We start from the raw sequence: 19,962 nt of genomic DNA, 5'->3' as shown, positions 1-19,962 counted from the left end.
AGGTGACTACTCCCCCTGTCGCAACGCGGCCACCGGCATCACCCGCATGGCGGCGATCGCGTGGCGCACCGTGGCACCCAATGCCGTGAGCGCGCCGACGAGCAGCGCCGCCGGCAGTGCCCACCATGCGTGGCTCGTCGCCACCGCGAAGCCGGAAAGATAGTAGGCGATGGCGAAACCGGCCGGCGGCAATGCCAGCGCCGCCGCCGCGAGCAGCAGCAGGGCGAACTCCGTGCCGACCAGCAGCCCGATGGCCCGGCCGCCCGCGCCGTGCAGCTTGCGCAGCGCGATTTCGCGACCGCGCCGCTGCACGCTGCCGGCGGCCAGCACGTAGATGCCGAACGCGGCGATGCCGGTGGCGACCGCGGTGCCCAGTGTCAGCAGGCGCGCGATGCGCCAGTCGTCGGCGCTGCTATCCTCGAATACCCCGCGCGCCGGCTGTACCCAGATCGGCGGCCCCGGGAAAAAACGCGACAGCAGCGGCGCCAGTATCTTTTCCAGCGACGCGGCATCCAGCGTGGTGCGCACCATGATCACGTTCGCACTGGCCTGCTCCACCAGGTACACCATGGCCGTGGACGGGTAGCGCAAGCCCCTGTGCCGCAGCGGTGGCGCGATACCGGCCACGCGCAGCGGTACCTTGCCCATCGTGACCACCTGTCCCACGGCGGCGGCTTCGGACGCGAAGCCGAGCGCCCGCGCGGCGGCCCCGTTCAGCATGATGTCGTTTTGCCGGGGTGCGGACGGGCGGGTGCCGTCGAAGCGCGCATCGGAGCCCGCATCGAAGTCCGCATCGAAGCCCGCGTTGAAGCCAACACCCGCCACCGGCGCGATGCCGGTCACGTCGAAAAAGCCGGGGCCGACCAGGCTCATTTCGAAACGCCGCTCCACGCCGGACGGCCCCCGGAACGCGGTACTGTTGCGCACCATCGGATGACCGAACGGCAGGTCGATCGCGGTGGCACCAAGGATACCGGGCACGCGCGCCAGCGCCGCATGGAAAGCCTGCCGCGTTTCGGCGCCGGCCTCCTGGCGCAGGTGCAGCAGCACGAATTCGTCCACGTCGAAACCGGGATCGGCCTGCGCCGCGAAGCGGGCCTGCCAGCCGACCGCCAGCGCCAGCGCGCACAGGCTGATCGCGGCGGCGAACTGGAACACGGTCAGGGCACGGCGCAGCCATGTGCTGCCGGCCGGTTCGCTGCCGGGCCGCCCTGCCAGTGCCTGCGCCGGCAGCACGCGCAGCGCGATCCGGGCCGGCCAGATGCCGCACGCCAGGCCTGTGGCCAGCCCGATCGCCAGCGCCGCCAGCAGCGAGGCGGGCGACAGGAATTCCACCAGCGGCCGGTCCATCAATGACGCGAAAACGGGCAGCAGCAACCACGCCAGCAACAGGCCGAGGCTGGCGGCTGCCAGCGCGACGGCAACGGATTCGGCAACGAACTGCACCGCCAGCCGGCCGGTGCCGGCGCCCAGCGTCTTGCGCACCGCGATCTCCCGGCCGCGCGCCAGCACGCGCACCGTGGCCAGGTTCACGTAATTGGTGGCGGCAAGTGCGAGGATCAGCAATGCCAGCGCGGCCAGCGCCAGCACGCGCGCCTTCGATGCGCGCGCGCCGCCATGGAAGACCGCGACGTCGGTATCGAAATACGCGTCGGCCAGCGGCGTGACGGCCACTTCCACCATCGTGCCGCCGACACGGCGCATCTCGTTCGCACCCAGCATTGCCGCCACCACGCGATTCGCCTCCTGCTGCACCGGCGCGGCCATCGCCTGCGCCTGCACGCCGGGCGCCCTGGCGTACAGCTTGCCAGCCAGCCCCGTCCAGTTGTGGCGCTGCCGTTCGCGCTCGCCCGGCTTCCACAACACCGTGCCCTCGCCGACCAGGGCCGTATAGGGCAGCGTGGTATTGGGCTGCGGCTCGGGCAGCAGCGCCAGCACGCGCAGCATGCGGCCGTCGACATCGAGCGTGCGCCCCAGCGCCGCCGTGGTGCCGAACAGCTCGCGCGCGCCGCGCGGCGTCAGCGCCAGCCCGTCCGGCCGGGCCAGCGTTGCGGCCAGGTCGCCCGCCAGGGCGCGCACGCCGAACATGGCGGGGAACGTGGCGCTGACCTCGTTGAACGTCACTTGATGCAGCCGGCCATCCACCTTGACCGTCTTCGCATGCGGATTCACGGTGCACAGCGTGAGCGGCAGGCCGCTGTTGGCCAGCACGTCGCGGGCAGGCAGGGGCATCTGCTCGATCCACTGCGGCTCGGCCAGCAGCTTGAGCTTGTGCTTGAAGACATAAACGTTGCGGTTGTCCGGCACGGCGCTGTCGTAGCTGAACGAGTAATGAACGAACGCCAGCAGCAGGAACGCGGCGGCCAGCCCGATCGCCAGGCCGAGCAGCATGGCAGCCGTGTGCAGGGGCTGCCGGGCCAGCATTCGCCAGCCGATGCGGAAGTCGCGCAAATGCATGATGGTCTCCGTCTTTTGATGCTGTCATCTCTGCAAGCATTGTGCCAATGCATTGCCCGGGCAGGTGCGCCGGTAGTGTCCGATGGCGAACAGTTTTACTGTCCGGAAACGAACAGCGATCGTTTTCACTTCATTAACTATACGTTTTGCGAATGGAGATCATCACAAAGTAAAATTTTATTTATGACCTGGACGCCCCTATACTGCACTGCAACAACCCTCAATTCAGGAGCTAACATGTCTACCGCCCTCATCACTACTCCGGCCACCCGCGGCTATCTGGACAGCGTGGGCCGTGTCGCCATGAATTTCTTCGGCAAGATGCTCGCCTTCGCACCATTCGCCGCAGCCGCATCGCATGGCAGCGCTTCGCAAGTGTCCACCCTGCGCGAGCGCCGCGCCATCCTGCGCCTCGCCAAGGATTTCGACATCACGTCGCCGAGCCAGGCTGCCGAACTGCGCAACCTGGTCGGCCGCGACTGATCCGCTTCCTGCGCTTCCTGGAAAAGCCGGCATTGCCGGCTTTTTTCATTTCCGCGACAGATTCCCCTCTTATGAGATTCGTGGGCACCGGACATTTGGCACGGTGATGAAATAGCTATATTTTCCGTTTATTTCCTTATAAATCATTCACTTGGCGAATGGTTTACATCACGAATCAAAAGTTCATTTATTTCTCCGGCATGCCTACACTGCATGCAACAACGTTAATTCAGGAGACAGCCGAGGCGACCGCCAAGGCTAACTGTCATTAACTTCAGGGGAAATAACATGTCCATCGAAACTTCCGCAAAAAACCGTTGCCTCGGCCTGCTGGCCGCCATGCTCGTCTCGGGAGCCGCCTCCGCGATCGAAGTCCCGGCAACGCCGGATTCCCGCAACTGCAAGGCGGATTATCCCCGCGCCGCCATCGCCAACGAAGAACAAGGCACGGTCTCGATGTCGGTACTCGTGTCGTCCGGCGGTGTCGTGAAGGATTCGCGCATCAACAAGTCGAGCGGCTATCGGGTGCTGGACAACGCCGCGCTGCGCAAGCTGGCCGCCTGCAAGTTCGCGCCGGGCACGAAAGATGGCGCGCCGGCCGATACATGGACCCGCGTGGACTATGCCTGGAAGCTGGACTGATCCGTGCCGGTGCGCACTGCTCCATACAAGCCGGCAATGCCGGCTTTTTTTATGGCGACTGTCGGGCTTTATACGAATTGGTGATGACAGGGTATTCTTCGGCGTTATAAATAGTTGTTATGGGGAAACCAACTTTATACGTTTTACGCATGGCACACATCACAAATGAAAATTTTTTTTATTTCTGTGCGCGCCTTATACTGCACTGCATCAACGATCAATTCACAGGAGTTCACCATGTCGACCGCCATCTTCCCTACTACCGCCACCGCAGGTTCCCTGGACAGCACCGGCCGTACCGTGATCGGCTGGCTGCACTCCATGCTGCGCACCACGCCGCCGGCACTGGCCGAAGTCCACGGCAGCAAGTCCCAGCCTGAAGACGTGCCGTCGTACTACAAGGTCGGCGTGCGCATGTCCCTGCTGCGCTGGGCCGACGAAGTCGAAGCGGATGCACCGCACGAAGCGGCCAAGCTGCGCGCACGCGCCGCCGCGATCTGATACTGACGATACGTTGTGAAAAAAGCCGGCATTGCCGGCTTTTTTGCTTTCAGGAGGTTGCGCTTACAGGTACTTGTCGAACCAGTCGACGATCCGCTTCGTGAGGTCCTGCTGGTGTTCCGGCTTGCGGATAGCGTGCCCCTCCCCCTCGTACACCACGAACGCGGTCGGCACGTTCAGCGCCTTCAGCGCGTGCCAGAATTCCATCGATTGCGCAGCCGGGGTTTCCACGTCGCGCTCGCCCACGTAGATCAGCGTCGGCGTCTTCGCGGCCTTCACGTATTCGATCGGCGACAGCTTGCGGTAGATGTCCGGATCGTCGTACATCGTGGCGCCGAAGAACGGCACCATCCACTGGTCGATGCCGTTCTGGCCATAGTAGCTGATCCAGTTGGCCACGCCGGCGCCCGCCACGGCCGCCTTGAAGCGGTCGCTGTGCGTCACGCCCCACATCGTCATAAAGCCGCCGTAGGATCGGCCCATCAGGCCCAGGCGCTGCAAGTCGATCGGCATGATCCTTGCCGCGATGTCGATGCCGGCAAGGATGTCGCGCAGGTCGCCGCCGCCGAAATCGCGGCGGTTGGCACGCACGAATTCCTGGCCCTGGCCGAAGCTGCCGCGGGGATTCGGCATCATGACCAGGTAGCCGGCTTTCACCAGCGCCAGCACATCGGGACTGCCCGATTCGGAAATGAAGCGTGGCGTGGCCGCCGATGCCGGGCCGCCGTGCACCTGCACGATCGTCGGATACTTCTTGCCGGGGTCGAGCTTCGGCGGACCCACGATCCAGGTTTGCATCGTCCTGCCCTCGTTCGCCCACGAGAAACTCGACATCGACACCTGTGCCGGAACACGCTCGTTGTCGCGCGTGACCTGCGCCGGCAGCGCCAGCGGGCCGGCCACGAGGCGCGGCGCACTGGTGAAGTCCTCGATGGCGCCGCTCACCTTTGCGCCATCGGCGCTGAACGACAGCCGTCCATCCGTGCCGCCGGCCGCCGTCACCGGGGCCGACCACTGCTTCTTCGTCTCGCCGGTCGCCGCATCGACGGTGAGCACCGCCAACAGGTCGCCCATCAATGCCGAGGCGACCAGGCCATTCTTCTTCCACGCCAGGGCGTTGAACGTGCCCTTGAAGCCGGGCGTGATGTTCGTGGGTTCGCCACCGGCCAGCGGCACGGTCCAGATATCGCCGCCGATCGCGCCGAAGTCGCTCATCAGGCCGCCCACATAGGCCACCGTCTTCCCGTCCGGGGACACGCGCGGCAGGTTCAGTTGCGTGGTGGGCGAAGCGATCACGCGCAGCGCGCCGCTGGCCGCATCCACGTAGGCCAGCCTGGCTACCCACCAGTTGTTGTCGCCGTCGCCCTTCGCGCCCGTGGCCACGAAGCCTCTGCCGTCCGGCGTCCAGTCGTATTCATAGATGAAGGTATCGGCCGGCGACAGCAGCTTCGGCGTGCCGCCGCTGGCGGGTACCGTGGCGATGCGCTGCGCATCGTCGTTGCTGCCGATCTCGCCCACGAGGCGGGCGCCGGCGGCGGTGGCACCGGTTTCCTTGCGCGCGCCGACCGTGGCCAGCAGGGCCAGCGATGCGCCGTCGGGAGAAAAGCGCGCGGAATTCGCATTGCCATCCACGGTGGCCAGCACGCGCGAACCCACGTACAGCGTAGCCTTGCCGCCCGCGCTGCCGATGAAGGCAACGCTCTTGCCGTCCGGCGACCAGCTGGGGCGGTCATAGGTGCAGGCCGCGCATGGATCGTATTCATCGACGATCCTGCCGGTGCCGGCATCGCGCACGACGACGGTGGCGTGCGGCCGCTTGCCCGGCACGCCGGTATCGACCGATTCCAGTGCGGCGATCCGTTCGCCGGCAGGCGACAGCGCCACGGCCTTGTAGTCTCGCAGGTTCGGATGAACGTCCGCGGCCAGGGCAATCGCCCCGGACGTTGTGGCCGCGGCCACGAAGCTTGCGAGGGCGATTGCTTTCAGTTGCATGTCAAACCTTGTTCAGGCGGGAATTGCGGATGCCATAGGCGAAATAGGTGACGATGGCGGCGGCCATCCAGATCGAGAAGATCACGCGCGTGGTGTGCGACAGGCCCACCATCAGGTACAGGCACGCCGCGATCGACAGGCCCGGCACCAGGTAAGGCCCGAGCGGCACGCGGAAGCCCCCTTTTTTATAGGAGCCTGCGCGGCGCTCCTTGGCGCGCATGACGGGCACCGCGGCGGACACCAAGATGAACGCCGTCAGCGTGCCCATGCTGACCATGTCCCACAGGAAGGTGGCGTCGACGAAGCCTGCCACGAAAGCCACCACGATACTGACGATGATCGTGTTCAGCACCGGCGTTGCCGTGCGCTCGTGGATCTTGTGGAAACCCTTCGAGATCAGGCCGTCGCGCGAGATCGCATACAGGATGCGGGTCTGGCCATAGATCGTGACCAGCGTGACGGAGAACACGGAAATCACCGCGCCGGCGGACAATACCAGTGCCGGCCATGCCTGGCCTGTCACGTTCTGCAGGATCACGGCGAGGCCGGCTTCCTGGCCCTCGAACATGTGCGCCGGCTGCGCGCCCATCGCGGCCACGGACACGAGCAGATAAAACACGGTAACGATGCCCAGCGCGGCAAGGATGCCCAGCGGGACATTGCGCTTCGGGTTGTGTACTTCCTCGCCCGCGGTGGCCACGGTATCGAGGCCGATGAACGAGAAGAACACGGTGCCGGCGGCGGCCGTTACGCCGGCCATGCCCAGCAAGCCCTTCTCTCCTTCGCCCTTGAAGAATGGCGTGAAGTTGTCGGCATCGAAACCCGTAAAGGCCACGGCCACGAAGAACAGCAGGATCGCCAGCTTGATGATGACCATGATGGCGTTGGTGCGCGCCGATTCCTTGGCGCCGCGCGACAGCAAGAAGCAGCACAGTGCCACCAGGATGATCGGCGGCAGGTTGACGTGGCCCCAGTTGAACACCACGCCTTCCGGTGTCGACACGATCATCGGCGTGCGCAGCAGCGTGGGTATGTGCCAGTTGAAGGCATTGCCCAGGAAGTTATTCAGGTAGTCGGACCAGCCGATCGCCGTGGCGCTGGCGGCCAGCCCGTATTCGAGCAGCAGGCAGGCGGCCATGATAAAGGCCAGGAATTCGCCCACGGTGGCATACGCGAACGAGTACGAGGAGCCGGATGCGGGAATGCGGAACGCCAGTTCGGCATAGCACAGCGCTGTCAGGCCGGCCGTCAGCGCCGCCAGCAGGAACGACAGGATCACGGCGGGGCCGGCCTTCGGCACCGCTTCGACCATCGTGAAGAAGATGCCGGTGCCGATGGTGGCGCCGACGCCGATCATCGTCAGCGAGAACAGGCCCATCGAGCGGGCCAGGCCGCCGGGAGCATGCGGCGTTTCCATGCCAATGCCCGGGGCTGTTTCCGGGCTCGTGTCGGCGGTGGCGGCGACCGGTTTGGTACGGGTCAGTTTCTGGACCAGCGTCTGGCTCACAGGGGGTTCCTTGTCAGGGTGTTCAAGGCCGTGGCGCTCGTGACGCCGGGCAAAGTCGCGATTATAGGGCCAAGTTTCGCGACTTCCCTAAGAGAATTTTGTGTGCAAAAAACAAGTGGTAATAAAGATACTTCAACTTGCGGAGGGCGATTTCGCGCAGTATGCGAGCTGCGCCGCCATGTCGGCCACGCTGCCGAACATCAGCTTCGGCGCACGTGCACGCAGTGCTTCGGGCTTGGCATAGCCCCAGGCAACCGCGGCGAAATCGAGCCCTTCGGCATGCGCGGCATCGATGTCGCGCACTTCGTCGCCCACGCACAGCACGCGCTCGCCCGGCACCCCGCTGCCCTGCACCACGCGGTGCAGGCGGCGGCGCTTGCCGAACAGCGCCGCGCCGCATTCGAAGTGGGCAAACAGGCGCGCATCCTCGCCCAGCACGGCACGCACATTGGCTTCGGAATTCGAACTGACGATGGCCAGCAGCACGCCATCGGCCGCCGCGCTGCGCAGTACACCGGCCACGCCATCGAACAGGCGGATGCGGCCGATGCTTTGCGCCATCAGCGTGCGGAAATGCATCGCCACGGGCAGCAGCTTCCAGCGCGGCATGCCCAACTGCCGCATGATTTGCGGCAGCTCGGCGCCACGCAGTTCGTCCAGGCGGGAAGGGTCCAGGCGCCGGAAGTGGTGCGCTTCCGCCACGGTATCGAACACTTCGAGGAAGAAGGGAAAGCTGTCGGCCAGCGTGCCGTCGAAATCGAAGATCAGCAGGTCGTAGCGGCGCATCGTTCCCTTTGTCCGGTTGTCAGCGCTGTCCGAGACGTGTATCCCCAAACAGCTGTTTCTGGTCATGCGGCTGGCAGCGCCAGTATTGCGGCGGCGCGTCGACCTGCGCGCCCAGTTGCGCGGCCGCGTGCCACGGCCAGCGCGGATCGTACAGGATGCCGCGGGCCAGTGCGACCATGTCGGCCTGGCCCTGCGCCACGATGGCTTCGGCATGCTCCGCCTCGGTGATCAGGCCCACGCCGATCGTCGGCAATCCTGTCTCGCGGCGAATGCGCTCGGCAAAACCCACCTGGTAGCCGGGGCCGACGGGGATCTTCTGTTTCGGCGACACGCCACCGCTGGACACGTGCATGAAGTCGGTGCCGAGCTTCTTCAGTTCGTTGGCAAAGACCACGCTCTGTTCAATATCCCAGCCGCCCTCTACCCAGTCGGAGGCCGAGATCCGCATTCCCACGGCCACGCTGCGGGGTACCGCGGCGCGCACTTCCTTGAATACTTCGAGCGGGAAACGCATGCGGTTCTCCAGCGAGCCACCGTAGCGGTCCGTACGCTGGTTGGACAACGGCGACAGGAATTGGTGCAGCAGGTAGCCATGCGCGCCATGCAGTTCGATTGCCTCGATGCCGAGTTCGTGCACGCGGCGTGCGGCGTCGACGAAATCCTGTTTCACTTTCGCGAGGCCCGCGTCATCGAGCGCCACGGGCACCGTTTCACCTTCGGCGTGCGGCACCGCCGAGGGCGCCACGGTCTGCCAGCCGCCGTCTTCCACGAGGATATTGCCGCCGCCTTCCCATGGCACGGCGGACGATGCCTTGCGGCCGGCATGGGCAAGCTGCACGGCCAGCACGATCGGCGAATGCCGGCGGATGGCCGCCACGACCCGTTGCAGTGCCCGGCGGTGCTCGTCCGACCACAGGCCAAGGTCCTGCGCCGAAATGCGGCCTTCGGGCGACACGGCCGTCGCTTCCAGGATCAGCAGCGCGGCGCCGGACAGGGCCAGGTTGCCGAGGTGGATCATGTGCCAGTCGGCAGGCAGGCCGTCGGTGGCGGAATACTGGCACATCGGCGCGATGGCGATGCGGTTCTTCAGGGGGGTCTCGCCGAGGGTGTACGGGGAAAAAAGCTGGCTCATGAAATTCCTTTCAACGGTATAGCAAAGAGTGTAGCGAGGATCGCCCGATCCCGCTTTTACCGGGCGTCGTTACATGTGCTTACCTTTGATACAGGGAAAAGGGTAGATCGCTTATTGGTATAAGGATAACCTTGTCGTATACCAATAGCAGACGAGACAGGAGGAAGAGATGACGCTGTACCAGAAGATCCCGACCACTTCTACGCGCATCGATCCGTTGATGCTGGTGGCCGCCGCCGGCATCGTGCTGCTCTCCGTCGTTGCGACCGCGGCCATCGTCCGCTGGCTGCCGGACGACAGCCGCGCCGGCGAATCATCGGAGAAGCCGCCTGTCCCGGCCACGGCTGCGCGCGCGTCGTCCGCTTCGTCGGCCGGCGTGCCGGATGGGCCGGCCATGCGCAAGATGCGCGACCAGAATTCCCGGGCACAAGCGACGCAGTTCGCTTCAATCTGATCCGAGTGACACCAGCTTCCTGCCTCACAAGCCACCTTCGGGTGGCTTTTTTTACGTCTCCACAGTCGAGGCCGTGTCCACCCTGGGGTCAGGCCCGAAAACAGACACGAGCTCGGCCACACCATAGTCGAGGCTGTGTCCACTTTTGTGCCTGACCCCAAGGTGGACACGGGGTGAGCTGTAATGCCGTATGTGGTCAGCCGATACGGACGATCATCATGCCGGCGCGCAGGCCGATACGGACATCCGGATTCGGGAACACGACGAATTCCTCGGGATGCTGCACCGTATAAACCGTGTCGCCGTCGCGGGCGATCTCGTCGCCCTGCTTGAGTGGTGTGAAGTTCTGCGTTTCCTTGCCGAAGGCCATCGTGAAGCCGTCGGACAGCTTGAGGATGTTTTGCGCAACCCGGAACAGGTGCGGTTGTTGCGGGGCAGGCTGCGGTGGCTTGCCGCGCAGCAGCCGGTCCAGCGCGGCGGAAGCGGCGGCGAATTGCGCCAGGTCGTTGCGGCCCAGCGTGCCGATGCGGCCCAGCTCCACCGTGCTGCCCGCGGCACCGTGGTGCTCGGCCGTGTGGAAGCTGTACGTGCCGGCCGTTTCCCGGTTCAGGATGACGGCGCCGATGCCCGCTTCGCCCAGCCAGCCGATCAAACGCTCGCGCGCCGGCGTGGCGATCAGTTCCGGCACGATCGCGAACGTGGGGTAATGCGACGCGCGGATGGCCGTGTGCAGGTCGAGGTGCCAGCGCTCCGGGCCGGCATCGGCAAAGAACGCGGCGGTGGCGGCGATCATCTCGTCCGCCCGCGCCGCTTCGGCGGTGCCGGCCAGGCTGCCCCGCTCGGCGCGGAACATGCGGTTCAGGTCGGCGTCGATGAAGCGCTTGCCGGCACGGATCGCGCCGATGCTGCCCACGCAGACCATCAGGTCCACCGCCAGCGCCTGCGGTTCGCGCGCCAGCGCATCGAGCAGGTAAGCCGTCAGCTCGATCGGCCCCGTTTCATCGCCGTGCACGCCGACGGACAGCAGCACGGCCGGCCGGCCGGTACCGGTATGGCGGATGGAGAGAATGCCGTCCGCCGGCTCGGTTACCGCAAAGCCCGCGTCACCGAACGTGCGGGCGATGGCCGAGAAGTCAGCCTCCGCTAGGGCCCGCACGGCTGGCGGCAGCGCGGCCGCACCATCGGCCGCCGGCGGCAGTGTGTTCTCCAATGGTGCCGCCATCTCAGGCCGCCTTCTGCATGCCATAGCCGCCGGTATTGACAGCTTCGGACAAGGTCCACACATCCAGCATCGCCTGCTCCAGGTCCGCCGGTGCGCTGAACGTCGGCAGGTTGAGCGCCGCGATCACGGTATCCACGGCGCCGGCGCCATGGCCGGCCGCGCGGGCCAGCACCTGTGCCAGCAAGCGCTGCTGCGTGCGCCGCAATGCCTGCTGCGCATAGCTGCGCAACTGTTCCTGCGATTTGCTGGTGGCCGGCAGATCCAGGCCGCGCTCCAGCGCACCGATACCGGCCTTCGCGCGCAACGTGGTGCCCAGCGCAAGGAACGCGGGCAAATCCATGCCTTCCGGCCGCTGCACCGACAGTGCCGCGAACAGGAAGGCGGACACGCCCTCGATGCCTTCCAGGGCTTTCCACGCCGTGGCGAATTCTGGCTTCGCGTCGGGCACCGCATCGGCTTCGAACGTGGTGCCGTCCGGTGCGAGGCGCCCGGCCATGCCCGGCTCGTCGAACAGGCGGGCCAGCTCGGCGATGCCGCCGCTGCCGCGCAACTGTTCCTTCGGCACCGCGAGCACGCCTTCCAGCACGGCACGCAGCGCCGAGCGGCTGCGCGCATCGACGGCCATCGACACCTCGCGCGGCACGGCCAGCGCATCGGCGTCGAGCGTATCGAACACTGGGTTCAGGTTCAGCGCCGACCATGCCTCGCCCCATGCCAGGATCACGTCCGTCTCCGCCACGCCATGTTCCTGCGCCAGGTTGCGCAGCATCAGCGGGCCGCAGCGGTTCACCGCTTCGTTGGCCAGCACGGTGGCCAGGATCGCGTTGGCCAGCGGGTGCGCCAGCGGCGAACGGGTAGCCACAAGCAGTTCGGGGAAGTAAGGCCGCAGCACGGCTTCGGCCCAGCTTTCCTCCGTCAGCGGCAGCACGCCCAGCAGGCGCTTGTAGCGGTTCTTCACGTTGGCGATGACGACGGCCAGTTCCGGCGTCGTCAGGCCGCGGTTGTCGCCCTTGCGGCGGGCGAGTTCGGCCACCGACGGCAGCATCTCCAGCTCGCGCGACAGCGCGCCCTCTTCTTCCAGGCTGGCGATCAGCGCGGCATAGCCCTTCTGCACCGAGATATCCGATTGCGCCTGCAGCTCGCGCACCAGGAGGCGCGTCTGCTGCGTGTTGTCGCGCAGGACGAGGCGCACGATATCGTCCGTCATGTCGTTCAGCGTGCGGTTGCGCTGCTCTTCCGTCAGCAGGCCCGCGTTGACTTCCACGTCGAGCCAGATCTTGGCGTTCACTTCGTGGTCGGAGCAATCCACGCCGGCCGAGTTGTCGATCGCATCGGTGAAGATGCGCCCGCCGGCCAGCGCGAACTCGATGCGGCCGGCCTGCGTGGCACCCAGGTTGCCGCCCTCGCCCACGACCTTGCAGCGCAGCGCGCTGCCGTTGACGCGGATCTGGTCGTTGGCGCGGTCCTTCACCTGCGCGTTGGTTTCCGTGGAGGCCTTGATATAGGTGCCGATACCGCCGTTGTAGAACAGGTCCACCGGCGCCAGCAGGATGCGGTGCATCAGCTCCTCGGGCGACAGCGACGATTCACTGATATCGAGCGCCTCGCGGATCTGCGGCGACAGGTCGATGGTGCGCAGCGAGCGCGGATACACGCCGCCGCCTTCGGAGATCAGGCCCTTGTCGTAGTCTTCCCACGACGAGCGGGGCAGCGCGAACAGCCGCTGGCGCTCGGCGAACGACTTGTCCGTGTCCGGGTTCGGGTCGAGGAAGATGTGGCGGTGGTCGAACGCGGCCAGCAGCCGGATCTTGTCCGACAACAGCATGCCGTTGCCGAACACGTCGCCGGACATGTCGCCCACGCCGACCACGGTGAACGGCGTGCTGGCCATGTCGTGGCCCATCTCGTAGAAGTGGCGCTTGACGGCTTCGAACGCACCTTTGGCGGTGATGCCCAGCTTCTTGTGGTCGTAGCCGTTCGAACCGCCGGAGGCGAATGCGTCGCCCAGCCAGAAACCGCGCTGCACGGCGATGCTGTTGGCGATGTCGGAGAACGAGGCCGTGCCCTTGTCGGCCGCCACCACCAGGTACGGGTCGTCGTCATCGTAGCGCACGGTGTCCTGCGGCGGCACGATCTTGCCCAGCACGCGGTTGTCCGTCACTTCCAGCAGGCTGGCGATGAACATGCGGTACACGGCTTCGCCTTCGGCCGCCACCACTTCGCGCGGCGCGCCAGCCGGCATCTGCTTGCAGACGAAACCGCCCTTGGCGCCGGCGGGCACGATGACGGCGTTCTTCACCATCTGCGCCTTCACGAGGCCCAGCACCTCCGTGCGGTAATCCTCCATGCGGTCCGACCAGCGCAGGCCGCCCCGCGCCACCGGGCCGCCGCGCAGGTGCACGCCTTCGAAGCGGCGCGAGAACACGTAGATCTCGCGGTATGGCTTCGGCTCCGGCAGGAAGGCGAGCCGGCTCGTATCGAACTTGAAGATGACCTTGTCGCGCACGTCCAGCACGTCGGGGTTCTGCAGCTCGGGGCTGGGCTGGAAGTAATTGGTGCGCACGGTGGCCAGGATCAGGTCGATCAGCGCGGCCAGGATCACCTCCAGGTCGGCATGGTTCACCTGCGGCACGCGGGCCTTCAGCGCCACCAGCTGTTCGCGGGCCGCGGCGCGGTCTTCCTCGCTGCGCCGCGGATCGAAGCGGTGCTCGAACGCGTCGACGATTTCCTTCACCAGTGCCGGCTGGCGGCGCAGGCTCTCGGCAATGTAGCGCACCGAGAACTGCGTGCCGGTCTGGCGCCAGTAGCTCATGTAGGCGCGCACCAGCTGCACCTGCCGCGGATTCAGGCCGCCTTCGACCACCAGGCCGTTCAGGCGGCCATCCTCGATATCGTCGTTGAACAGCGCGGCGAACAGGTCCTCGGCCACGGCGGCCACGCCGGGACGCGCGAGCTTCTCGGCCGACGCGGCATCCACGGCAAGGCTCGTCACATAGTGGCGCTGGCCGTTGGCCGTGCGGATCGTGTGCGCGCGTTCGCGGTCGATCAGCACGCCGGCGTTGTGCAGCGCGGGCAGGATCGACGACAGCGTGGGCGTCTTGTCCAGCGTGTAGATGCGGATCGTGGCGGGACTGGCGGCCGATGCGAGCTCGATGCGCACCCTGGCGCGCTCCGGCATGCCGTTGCGCAGGATCGTGTCCAGGTCATGGAATGCGACGGCCGGCGACGTGGCCGCCACGTAGTCGACCGGCAGCGTGGCGCACAGGCGGCGCAGGTCGTTGCGCAGGTGCTCGTCCGGCACCGCGTCGGCCAGTTCGGAAAAACCTTCATGCCAGCCATCAAGGACCGACAGCAGCGGGCGCTGCACGTCGCTTTCCAGGTCCAGCGGGTAGCGCGCCGCGTGCGCGATCATGTACAGGCGGGCCAGCGGGCCATCCGCCACCAGCGTGTGCGAACTGACATGCGTGGCGCCGGAGCTCTCCTGCAGCGCGCGGGACAGGGCCGATGCCACGCTGGCGCTGTAGCGCTCGCGCGGCAGGTAGACCAGCACGTTCAGGTGGCGCGCATACACGTCGCGCCGCGCGAACACTTTCGTGCGCGGCTGCTTGTACAGCGAAACGACGGCGCTGCACACTTCGGCCAGCCATTCGGGATCCGCTTCCAGCGCCTCGGTGCGCGGCAGCGATTCCAGGATCTCGATGAATTTTTCGGCGCGGAAGCCTTCCTGGCGCAGGTTGGCGATCTTCAGCACCTGGGCGATGCGCCCGCGCGCGAACGGCAGGCGGGCCAGCGGCGTGAGCATCGCGGCACGGGTGAACAGGCCGATGAAGCAGTGCTCGCCCAGCACGTTGCCGTTCCCGTCGGCGGCGCGCACGCCGATGAAATCGAGCTGCTCGTCGCGGTGCAGCGTGCCGCCCACGTCCGCCTTGACGATGGAGAGGATGTGGCCGCGGCGGTTCAGCGTATCGAGGTCGCCGGGGATGTTCGCCAGGCAGGTACCATAGACCGGATGCGCGGTATCCTGCAGCACGCCGATGCGGCTGGGCAGGTCGCGCTCCAGCTCGCGCGTGCCGGGCTTCACGTGGTAGTACGCATAGCCATGCACTTCAAAGCCGTCGTCGCGCGCCCATTGCAGGAAGGCGGCGGCCTCGGCCCCCTCTTCGCCCTGGCCCTGCACGGAATCGGCCACGGTGGTGAAGCGGTTCTTCATCGTCGGCAGGTCGCGCCGGACGACGGCGGCATCGCGCGCCACCGTTTCGATGCCTTCCTTCAGCTCGCGCAGCGAGGCGTCGTCGAGCTCCTCGGCCAGCAGGCAAAGCACGTAGGACTCCAGTTTCGCGCCCGGTTCGCCGGCGGCCGTGACGGCGCCGTTCGCGTCGCGCGTGACCGGCAGCACGGCATTGAGCACGCCGTTCGCCTGCACCTTGCGGCGCCGCAGCACCATCACGATGGAGTCGACGAGATACGGCATGTCGTCGTTCAGGACCAGCAGCGCCGTGGCGTTGCCGCCGCGGCCATCCGCATAGCGCAGCGTGGCGATCTGCGCGCCCGGCACCGTGCGGCGGGCCGCGGCGGTGAAGCCTTCCACCAGCACCGGCGCCAGGCTGGCGGGCAGGGTATCGGCCAGGTCTTCATCGTCGAGGGACTTCAGCCAGAGCGCGATCAGCGCGCCCACGGGGGTGCCGTCGGCGCCCTTGCCGGCGACGCCGCCATTGACGAGTTCCAGGGTTTCACTACGCAGTTGCTGCGGCATCTTTGTCATCTGCTTCTCCAGTTATTCCAGTGTGCGTGATGGGTACTGCGCGCCGGCTCGTGGCTGGCGCAATGTGCAATGGGGCCGAGGATCGCCCAGCCCCACTCATTGTTCAATCTGCCAAACGTGAGAACACTCTACGTTCTAGCCCAGATCATACAGCCCGGGCAGCCCGAGATGGCGTTCGAGTTCCTCCAGTGCGGCGGCGATCTCGATCGCCAGCGCGGGGTCGGCCAGATCCTGCGGCGCGAGCTGGTCGCGGTAGTGCCTGTCCACCCAGCCCACGAGCTTGTGGTACAGCGCTTCGGTCATGACCACGCCCTGGTGCATCGCCGCGGCTTCCTGGTCCGTCAGCGCCACGCGCAGGCGCAGGCAGGCGGGGCCGCCACCGTTGCGCATGCTCTGGCGCAGGTCGAAGTGCACCAGCTCGTCGACCGGGCCGCCGCTGGCCACCAGGCCTTGCAGGTACTTCGCCACGGCGGCGTTTTCCTCGCATTCGCGCGGGATCACGAGCGCCATCCTGCCGTCCGGCTTCGACAGCAGCTGGCTGTTGAACAGGTAGCTCTGCACCGCATCGGCCACCGCCACCTGGCCGGTCTCCACGCGGATCGGCGCCAGCTCGGCCTCGACGCCGTCGAGCGCCTGGCGCAGCTTGAGCAAGGTACCCTGCTCGTCGGCGAACGCCTGCTCGTGGTAGAACAGCACGTTGGCATTGCCGACGGCGATCACGTCGTTGTGGAACACGCCCTGGTCGATCACGGCGGGATTCTGCTGCACGTACACGGTGCGCGCTTCCTGCAGGCCGTGCAGGCGGGCGATGGCTTCCGACGCTTCCAGCGTTTGCCGCGCCGGATAGCGCGTGGGCGCCGGCGCGGCGGGATCGAATTCGACGCGTCCGTAGACGAACAGCTCGACGGCGTCCGCCCCATGCTCGCGGCACAGGCGCGTATGGTTGGCGGCGCCCTCGTCGCCGAACGCCGGCGTGGACGGCAGCGCGTCGTGCACGGCGAAGTGGCGCTCGTCATGGAAGATGGCGCGCAACGCGCGGCCCGACTGCTCGTGCTCGTGCGAGCGGTGCAGCTTGTTGTTCAGGTTGGCCGGCGTGAAGTGCACCCTGCCGTCCGCCGTGTCGCGCGACGGGCTCACGGTGGCGGCATTGGCGGTCCACATCGATGACGCTGAGTACGCGCTGGCCAGCAGCACGGGCGACTCCTTGTATGCCCGCGCCAGCACCTGCGCATCGCTGCCCGTGAAGCCCAGGCTGCGCAGCAGGCGGAAGTTCGGCCGCGCCTGCGGTGGCAGCAAACCTTGCGCGAAGCCGCGTGCGGCGAGCGCGCGCATCTTGGCCAGGCCCTGCAAGGCGGCCTGCTTCGGGTTCGATGCGCTCTTGACGTTGTTGAACGAAGCCACGTTGCCGAAGGACAGGCCGGCATAGTTGTGCGATGGCCCCACCAGGCCGTCGAAGTTGAATTCACGCGTGCTCATGGATCTTCCTCAGAACGTCAGGCCTGGCGACAGCTTGGCCGGCATTTCCAGTGCGCCGTTCTCGATCGATGCGACCGGGTAGGCGCAGTAATCGGCCGCATAGTAGGCGCTGGGCCGGTGGTTGCCGGACTTGCCCACGCCGCCGAACGGCGCCGTGCTGGCCGCGCCGGTCGTGGGGCGGTTCCAGTTGACGATGCCGGCGCGGGCGCGCAGCTGGAATTTCTTCCACAGTTCTTCCTCGTTCGACAGCAGGGCCGCGGCCAGGCCGAATTCCGTGTTGTTGGCGATGCGCAGCGCCGTGTCGAAATCGTCCGTGCGGTAGACCTGCAGCAGGGGGCCGAACCATTCCTCGTCGGGGATACCCTGCGCATCGGTCACGTCGACGATGCCGGCCGAGACAAAGCCCGTTTCCGGCTTCAGCTGTTTCATTTCCAGCAGCAGCCTGCCGCCCTTCTCGACCATGGCGGCCTGCGCCTGCACGAGCTTTTCGGCGACGGCGGCGGAAACCACCGGGCCCATGAATGGCTGCGGCTCCGCATGCGACTCGCCCACCTGGATCTTCGCGGCCACGTCGACCAGGCGGCGCAGGAATGCATCGCCCTTCTCGCCCTTTTGCACGACGAGCCGGCGCGCGCACGTGCAGCGCTGGCCGGCCGAGATGAAGGCCGACTGGATCGCCATGAACACGGCGGCGTCGATGTCTTGCACGTCCCACACGACGAGCGGGTTGTTGCCGCCCATTTCCAGCGCCAGCAGCTTGCCCGGCTGGCCGCCGAACTGGCGGTGCAGCGCGGCACCCGTCTGGCTGCTGCCGGTGAACAGCACGCCGTCGATGTCGGCGTTCTGGCCGAGCGCCACGCCGGTATCGCGGCCGCCGTTGACCAGGTTGATCACGCCCGCCGGCACGCCTGCCTGCTCCCACAGTTCCACGGTCTTGATCGCCGTGCGCGGCGCGTATTCGCTGGGCTTGAACACGACGGTGTTCCCGGCGATGAGGGCCGGCACGATGTGGCCGTTCGGCAGGTGGCCGGGGAAATTGTAGGGGCCGAACACGCCGAACACGCCGTGCGGGCGGTGGCGCAGTACGGCGGCGCCATCGGCGATCTTGTTCTGGACTTCGCCGGTGCGCGCGTTGTACGACTGCACCGAGATGTCGACCTTGTTCGCCATCGTCGTCACTTCCGTGCGCGCTTCCCACATGGGTTTACCCACTTCCTGGGCGATCAGCTCCGCCAGCGCCTCGTTGTTTTCCTTCAGCAGGTCGCGAAAGCGGGTGACGATGGCGATGCGCTCTTCCAGCGGCCGCTCGGCCCAGGGCTCGAACGCGGCACGCGCGGCGCTGCAGGCGGCCGCCACGTCCTCCAGTGCCGCGGCCTTGCCGCGCCACGTTTCGATGCCGGTGGCCGGGTCGACGGTGATCAGTTCGGCGCCGCTGCCGGCTTGCCAGCGGCCGGCGATGAAGTTGGACAGTACGGTATCGGGCATGTGGTTCCTCACTGGTTTTTCTTGACGTTCAGGGGCAGCGTGCGCACCGTGGCGCCGGTGCCGCAATGCAGCAGCCGCTGCTCGGCGGATGACAGGTCGATGCTGCCGTTCACGCTGACCGCGTCGCTGACGATCATGCGGAAGTCGCGCAGCGTGGTATTCGAGACGAGCGTGGGTTCGGTGGTGGCGGGCGCGCACGCATGCACGATGTCTTCATCGGGCGCGATGGTGGCCAGCTCGCTGTCGCGCAGCGCGCGCAGTTCCGACACGCGCGCCTGCAGCACGGGGCCGGCGTCGAAGATGTCCACGTAGCCTTCGTAGTGCATGCCTTCCTGCTCCAGCAGGCGGCGCGCCGGCGCCGTGGACTTGTGCACGGCGCCGACGACATCCTGCGCATCCTGCGGCAGGTAGGCGATATACAGCGGCTGGCGCGGCATCAGCTCGGCGATGAACGATTTCTTGCCCAGCGCGGTCAGGTCGTCCACGTGGTGGAAATCCATCTTGAAGAAATGCCGGCCCAGGCCTTCGTAGAACGGCGAGCTGCCATCGTCGGCCTGGTAGCCGCGCATCTCGGCGATGATCTTTTCCGTGAACAGGTGCGGGAACTGGGCGATGAACAGGAAACGGCTCTTCGACAGCAGCTTGCCGTTGTGGCCCACCCGGTAATCCGGATGCAGGAACAGCGAGCACAGCTCCGAGGATCCCGTCAGGTCATTCGACAGGTACAGCGTTTCCATTCTCGTGAACACGTTCAGTTCCCGGCTCGAATGCACCAGCGTGCCGATCCGGTAGTTGTAGAACGGTTCCGTGAGACCGACGGCTCCCTTGATCGCGCAGACGCCGGCCAGCCGGTGATTGGCCGTGTCCTCCATGACGAACAGGTAGTCGCGCTCTTCCGGCGGGATGGTTTCGGCGAACGACGCGCAGGCAGTGGCCAGGCGGTCGCCCAGCATCTTCATGTCCGGCTTCAGCGTGGTCATGCCGGTGCCGACCTGGCTCGCCAGGTCGAACAGGCCGCCGAGATCGTTCTCGTTGATGGCGCGTACAACAAGCATGGGCTTCT

14 protein-coding genes are annotated in these 19,962 nt (G+C 66.5%); 4 read left to right on the top strand and 10 right to left on the bottom strand.

What is annotated here, in order from left to right:
• Window positions 1-6: 6 nt before the first annotated feature.
• On the bottom strand, window positions 7-2,457 hold the full coding sequence (locus ACY65G_RS09545) for an ABC transporter permease (RefSeq protein ID WP_464997131.1): 2,451 nt from the start codon (window positions 2,455-2,457) through the stop codon (window positions 7-9).
• A 237-nt stretch (window positions 2,458-2,694) separates the two neighbouring features.
• Here ACY65G_RS09545 and ACY65G_RS09540 point away from each other — a divergent pair, with 237 nt between their 5' ends.
• The 3 genes from ACY65G_RS09540 (at window position 2,695) to ACY65G_RS09530 (ending at window position 4,083) form a co-directional block, all read left to right on the top strand.
• Window positions 2,695-2,940 carry a hypothetical protein gene (locus ACY65G_RS09540; protein WP_464997130.1) on the top strand — a complete coding sequence of 82 codons (246 nt, stop codon included), beginning with the start codon at window positions 2,695-2,697 and terminating at the stop codon, window positions 2,938-2,940.
• 288 nt (window positions 2,941-3,228) lie between these two features.
• Complete coding sequence (locus ACY65G_RS09535; protein WP_464997129.1) at window positions 3,229-3,582, top strand: energy transducer TonB; 354 nt, start codon at window positions 3,229-3,231, stop codon at window positions 3,580-3,582.
• A 237-nt stretch (window positions 3,583-3,819) separates the two neighbouring features.
• The gene (locus ACY65G_RS09530; protein ID WP_464997128.1) at window positions 3,820-4,083 is read left to right on the top strand and encodes a hypothetical protein; all 264 of its coding nucleotides are present in this window, start codon (window positions 3,820-3,822) and stop codon (window positions 4,081-4,083) included.
• Between the two features lie 63 nt (window positions 4,084-4,146).
• Here ACY65G_RS09530 and ACY65G_RS09525 read toward each other — a convergent pair whose 3' ends face one another.
• From ACY65G_RS09525 to ACY65G_RS09510, 4 genes are all read right to left on the bottom strand, one after another.
• Window positions 4,147-6,075, bottom strand: a complete 1,929-nt coding sequence (locus ACY65G_RS09525) for a S9 family peptidase (protein WP_464997127.1) — start codon at window positions 6,073-6,075, stop codon at window positions 4,147-4,149.
• Between the two features lies 1 nt (window position 6,076).
• The gene (locus ACY65G_RS09520; RefSeq protein ID WP_464997126.1) at window positions 6,077-7,582 is read right to left on the bottom strand and encodes an APC family permease; all 1,506 of its coding nucleotides are present in this window, start codon (window positions 7,580-7,582) and stop codon (window positions 6,077-6,079) included.
• Between the two features lie 132 nt (window positions 7,583-7,714).
• Window positions 7,715-8,368, bottom strand: coding sequence for an HAD hydrolase-like protein (locus tag ACY65G_RS09515; RefSeq protein ID WP_464997125.1), 654 nt, complete (start codon window positions 8,366-8,368; stop codon window positions 7,715-7,717).
• Window positions 8,369-8,387: 19 nt separating this feature from the next.
• A complete protein-coding gene (locus ACY65G_RS09510) occupies window positions 8,388-9,500 on the bottom strand; it encodes an NADH:flavin oxidoreductase/NADH oxidase (protein WP_464997124.1) in 1,113 nt (370 codons plus the stop codon).
• Window positions 9,501-9,669: 169 nt separating this feature from the next.
• On the opposite strand from ACY65G_RS09510, the gene ACY65G_RS09505 reads away from it, so the two are divergent.
• Window positions 9,670-9,954 (top strand): hypothetical protein, encoded by a 285-nt coding sequence (locus ACY65G_RS09505; protein ID WP_464997123.1) that lies wholly within the window; start codon window positions 9,670-9,672, stop codon window positions 9,952-9,954.
• Window positions 9,955-10,150: 196 nt separating this feature from the next.
• Here ACY65G_RS09505 and ACY65G_RS09500 read toward each other — a convergent pair whose 3' ends face one another.
• The 5 genes from ACY65G_RS09500 to astA form a co-directional block, all read right to left on the bottom strand.
• Window positions 10,151-11,176: a succinylglutamate desuccinylase gene (locus ACY65G_RS09500; protein ID WP_464997122.1), complete on the bottom strand. Its 1,026-nt coding sequence runs from the start codon at window positions 11,174-11,176 to the stop codon at window positions 10,151-10,153.
• Between the two features lies 1 nt (window position 11,177).
• On the bottom strand, window positions 11,178-15,938 hold the full coding sequence (locus ACY65G_RS09495; RefSeq protein ID WP_464997121.1) for an NAD-glutamate dehydrogenase domain-containing protein: 4,761 nt from the start codon (window positions 15,936-15,938) through the stop codon (window positions 11,178-11,180).
• 135 nt (window positions 15,939-16,073) lie between these two features.
• Window positions 16,074-17,414 carry an N-succinylarginine dihydrolase gene (gene astB, locus ACY65G_RS09490; RefSeq protein WP_464997120.1) on the bottom strand — a complete coding sequence of 447 codons (1,341 nt, stop codon included), beginning with the start codon at window positions 17,412-17,414 and terminating at the stop codon, window positions 16,074-16,076.
• Window positions 17,415-17,423: 9 nt separating this feature from the next.
• Window positions 17,424-18,899, bottom strand: coding sequence for a succinylglutamate-semialdehyde dehydrogenase (gene astD / locus ACY65G_RS09485; protein ID WP_464997119.1), 1,476 nt, complete (start codon window positions 18,897-18,899; stop codon window positions 17,424-17,426).
• 8 nt (window positions 18,900-18,907) lie between these two features.
• Window positions 18,908-19,954, bottom strand: a complete 1,047-nt coding sequence (astA, locus tag ACY65G_RS09480; RefSeq protein WP_464997118.1) for an arginine N-succinyltransferase — start codon at window positions 19,952-19,954, stop codon at window positions 18,908-18,910.
• Window positions 19,955-19,962: the final 8 nt, after the last annotated feature.

It is taken from the genome of Pseudoduganella sp. jia 12, from assembly GCF_055502675.1.
Note: the sequence above shows the minus strand (reverse complement) of the source record. Positions and strands in the feature narration are given on the sequence as shown.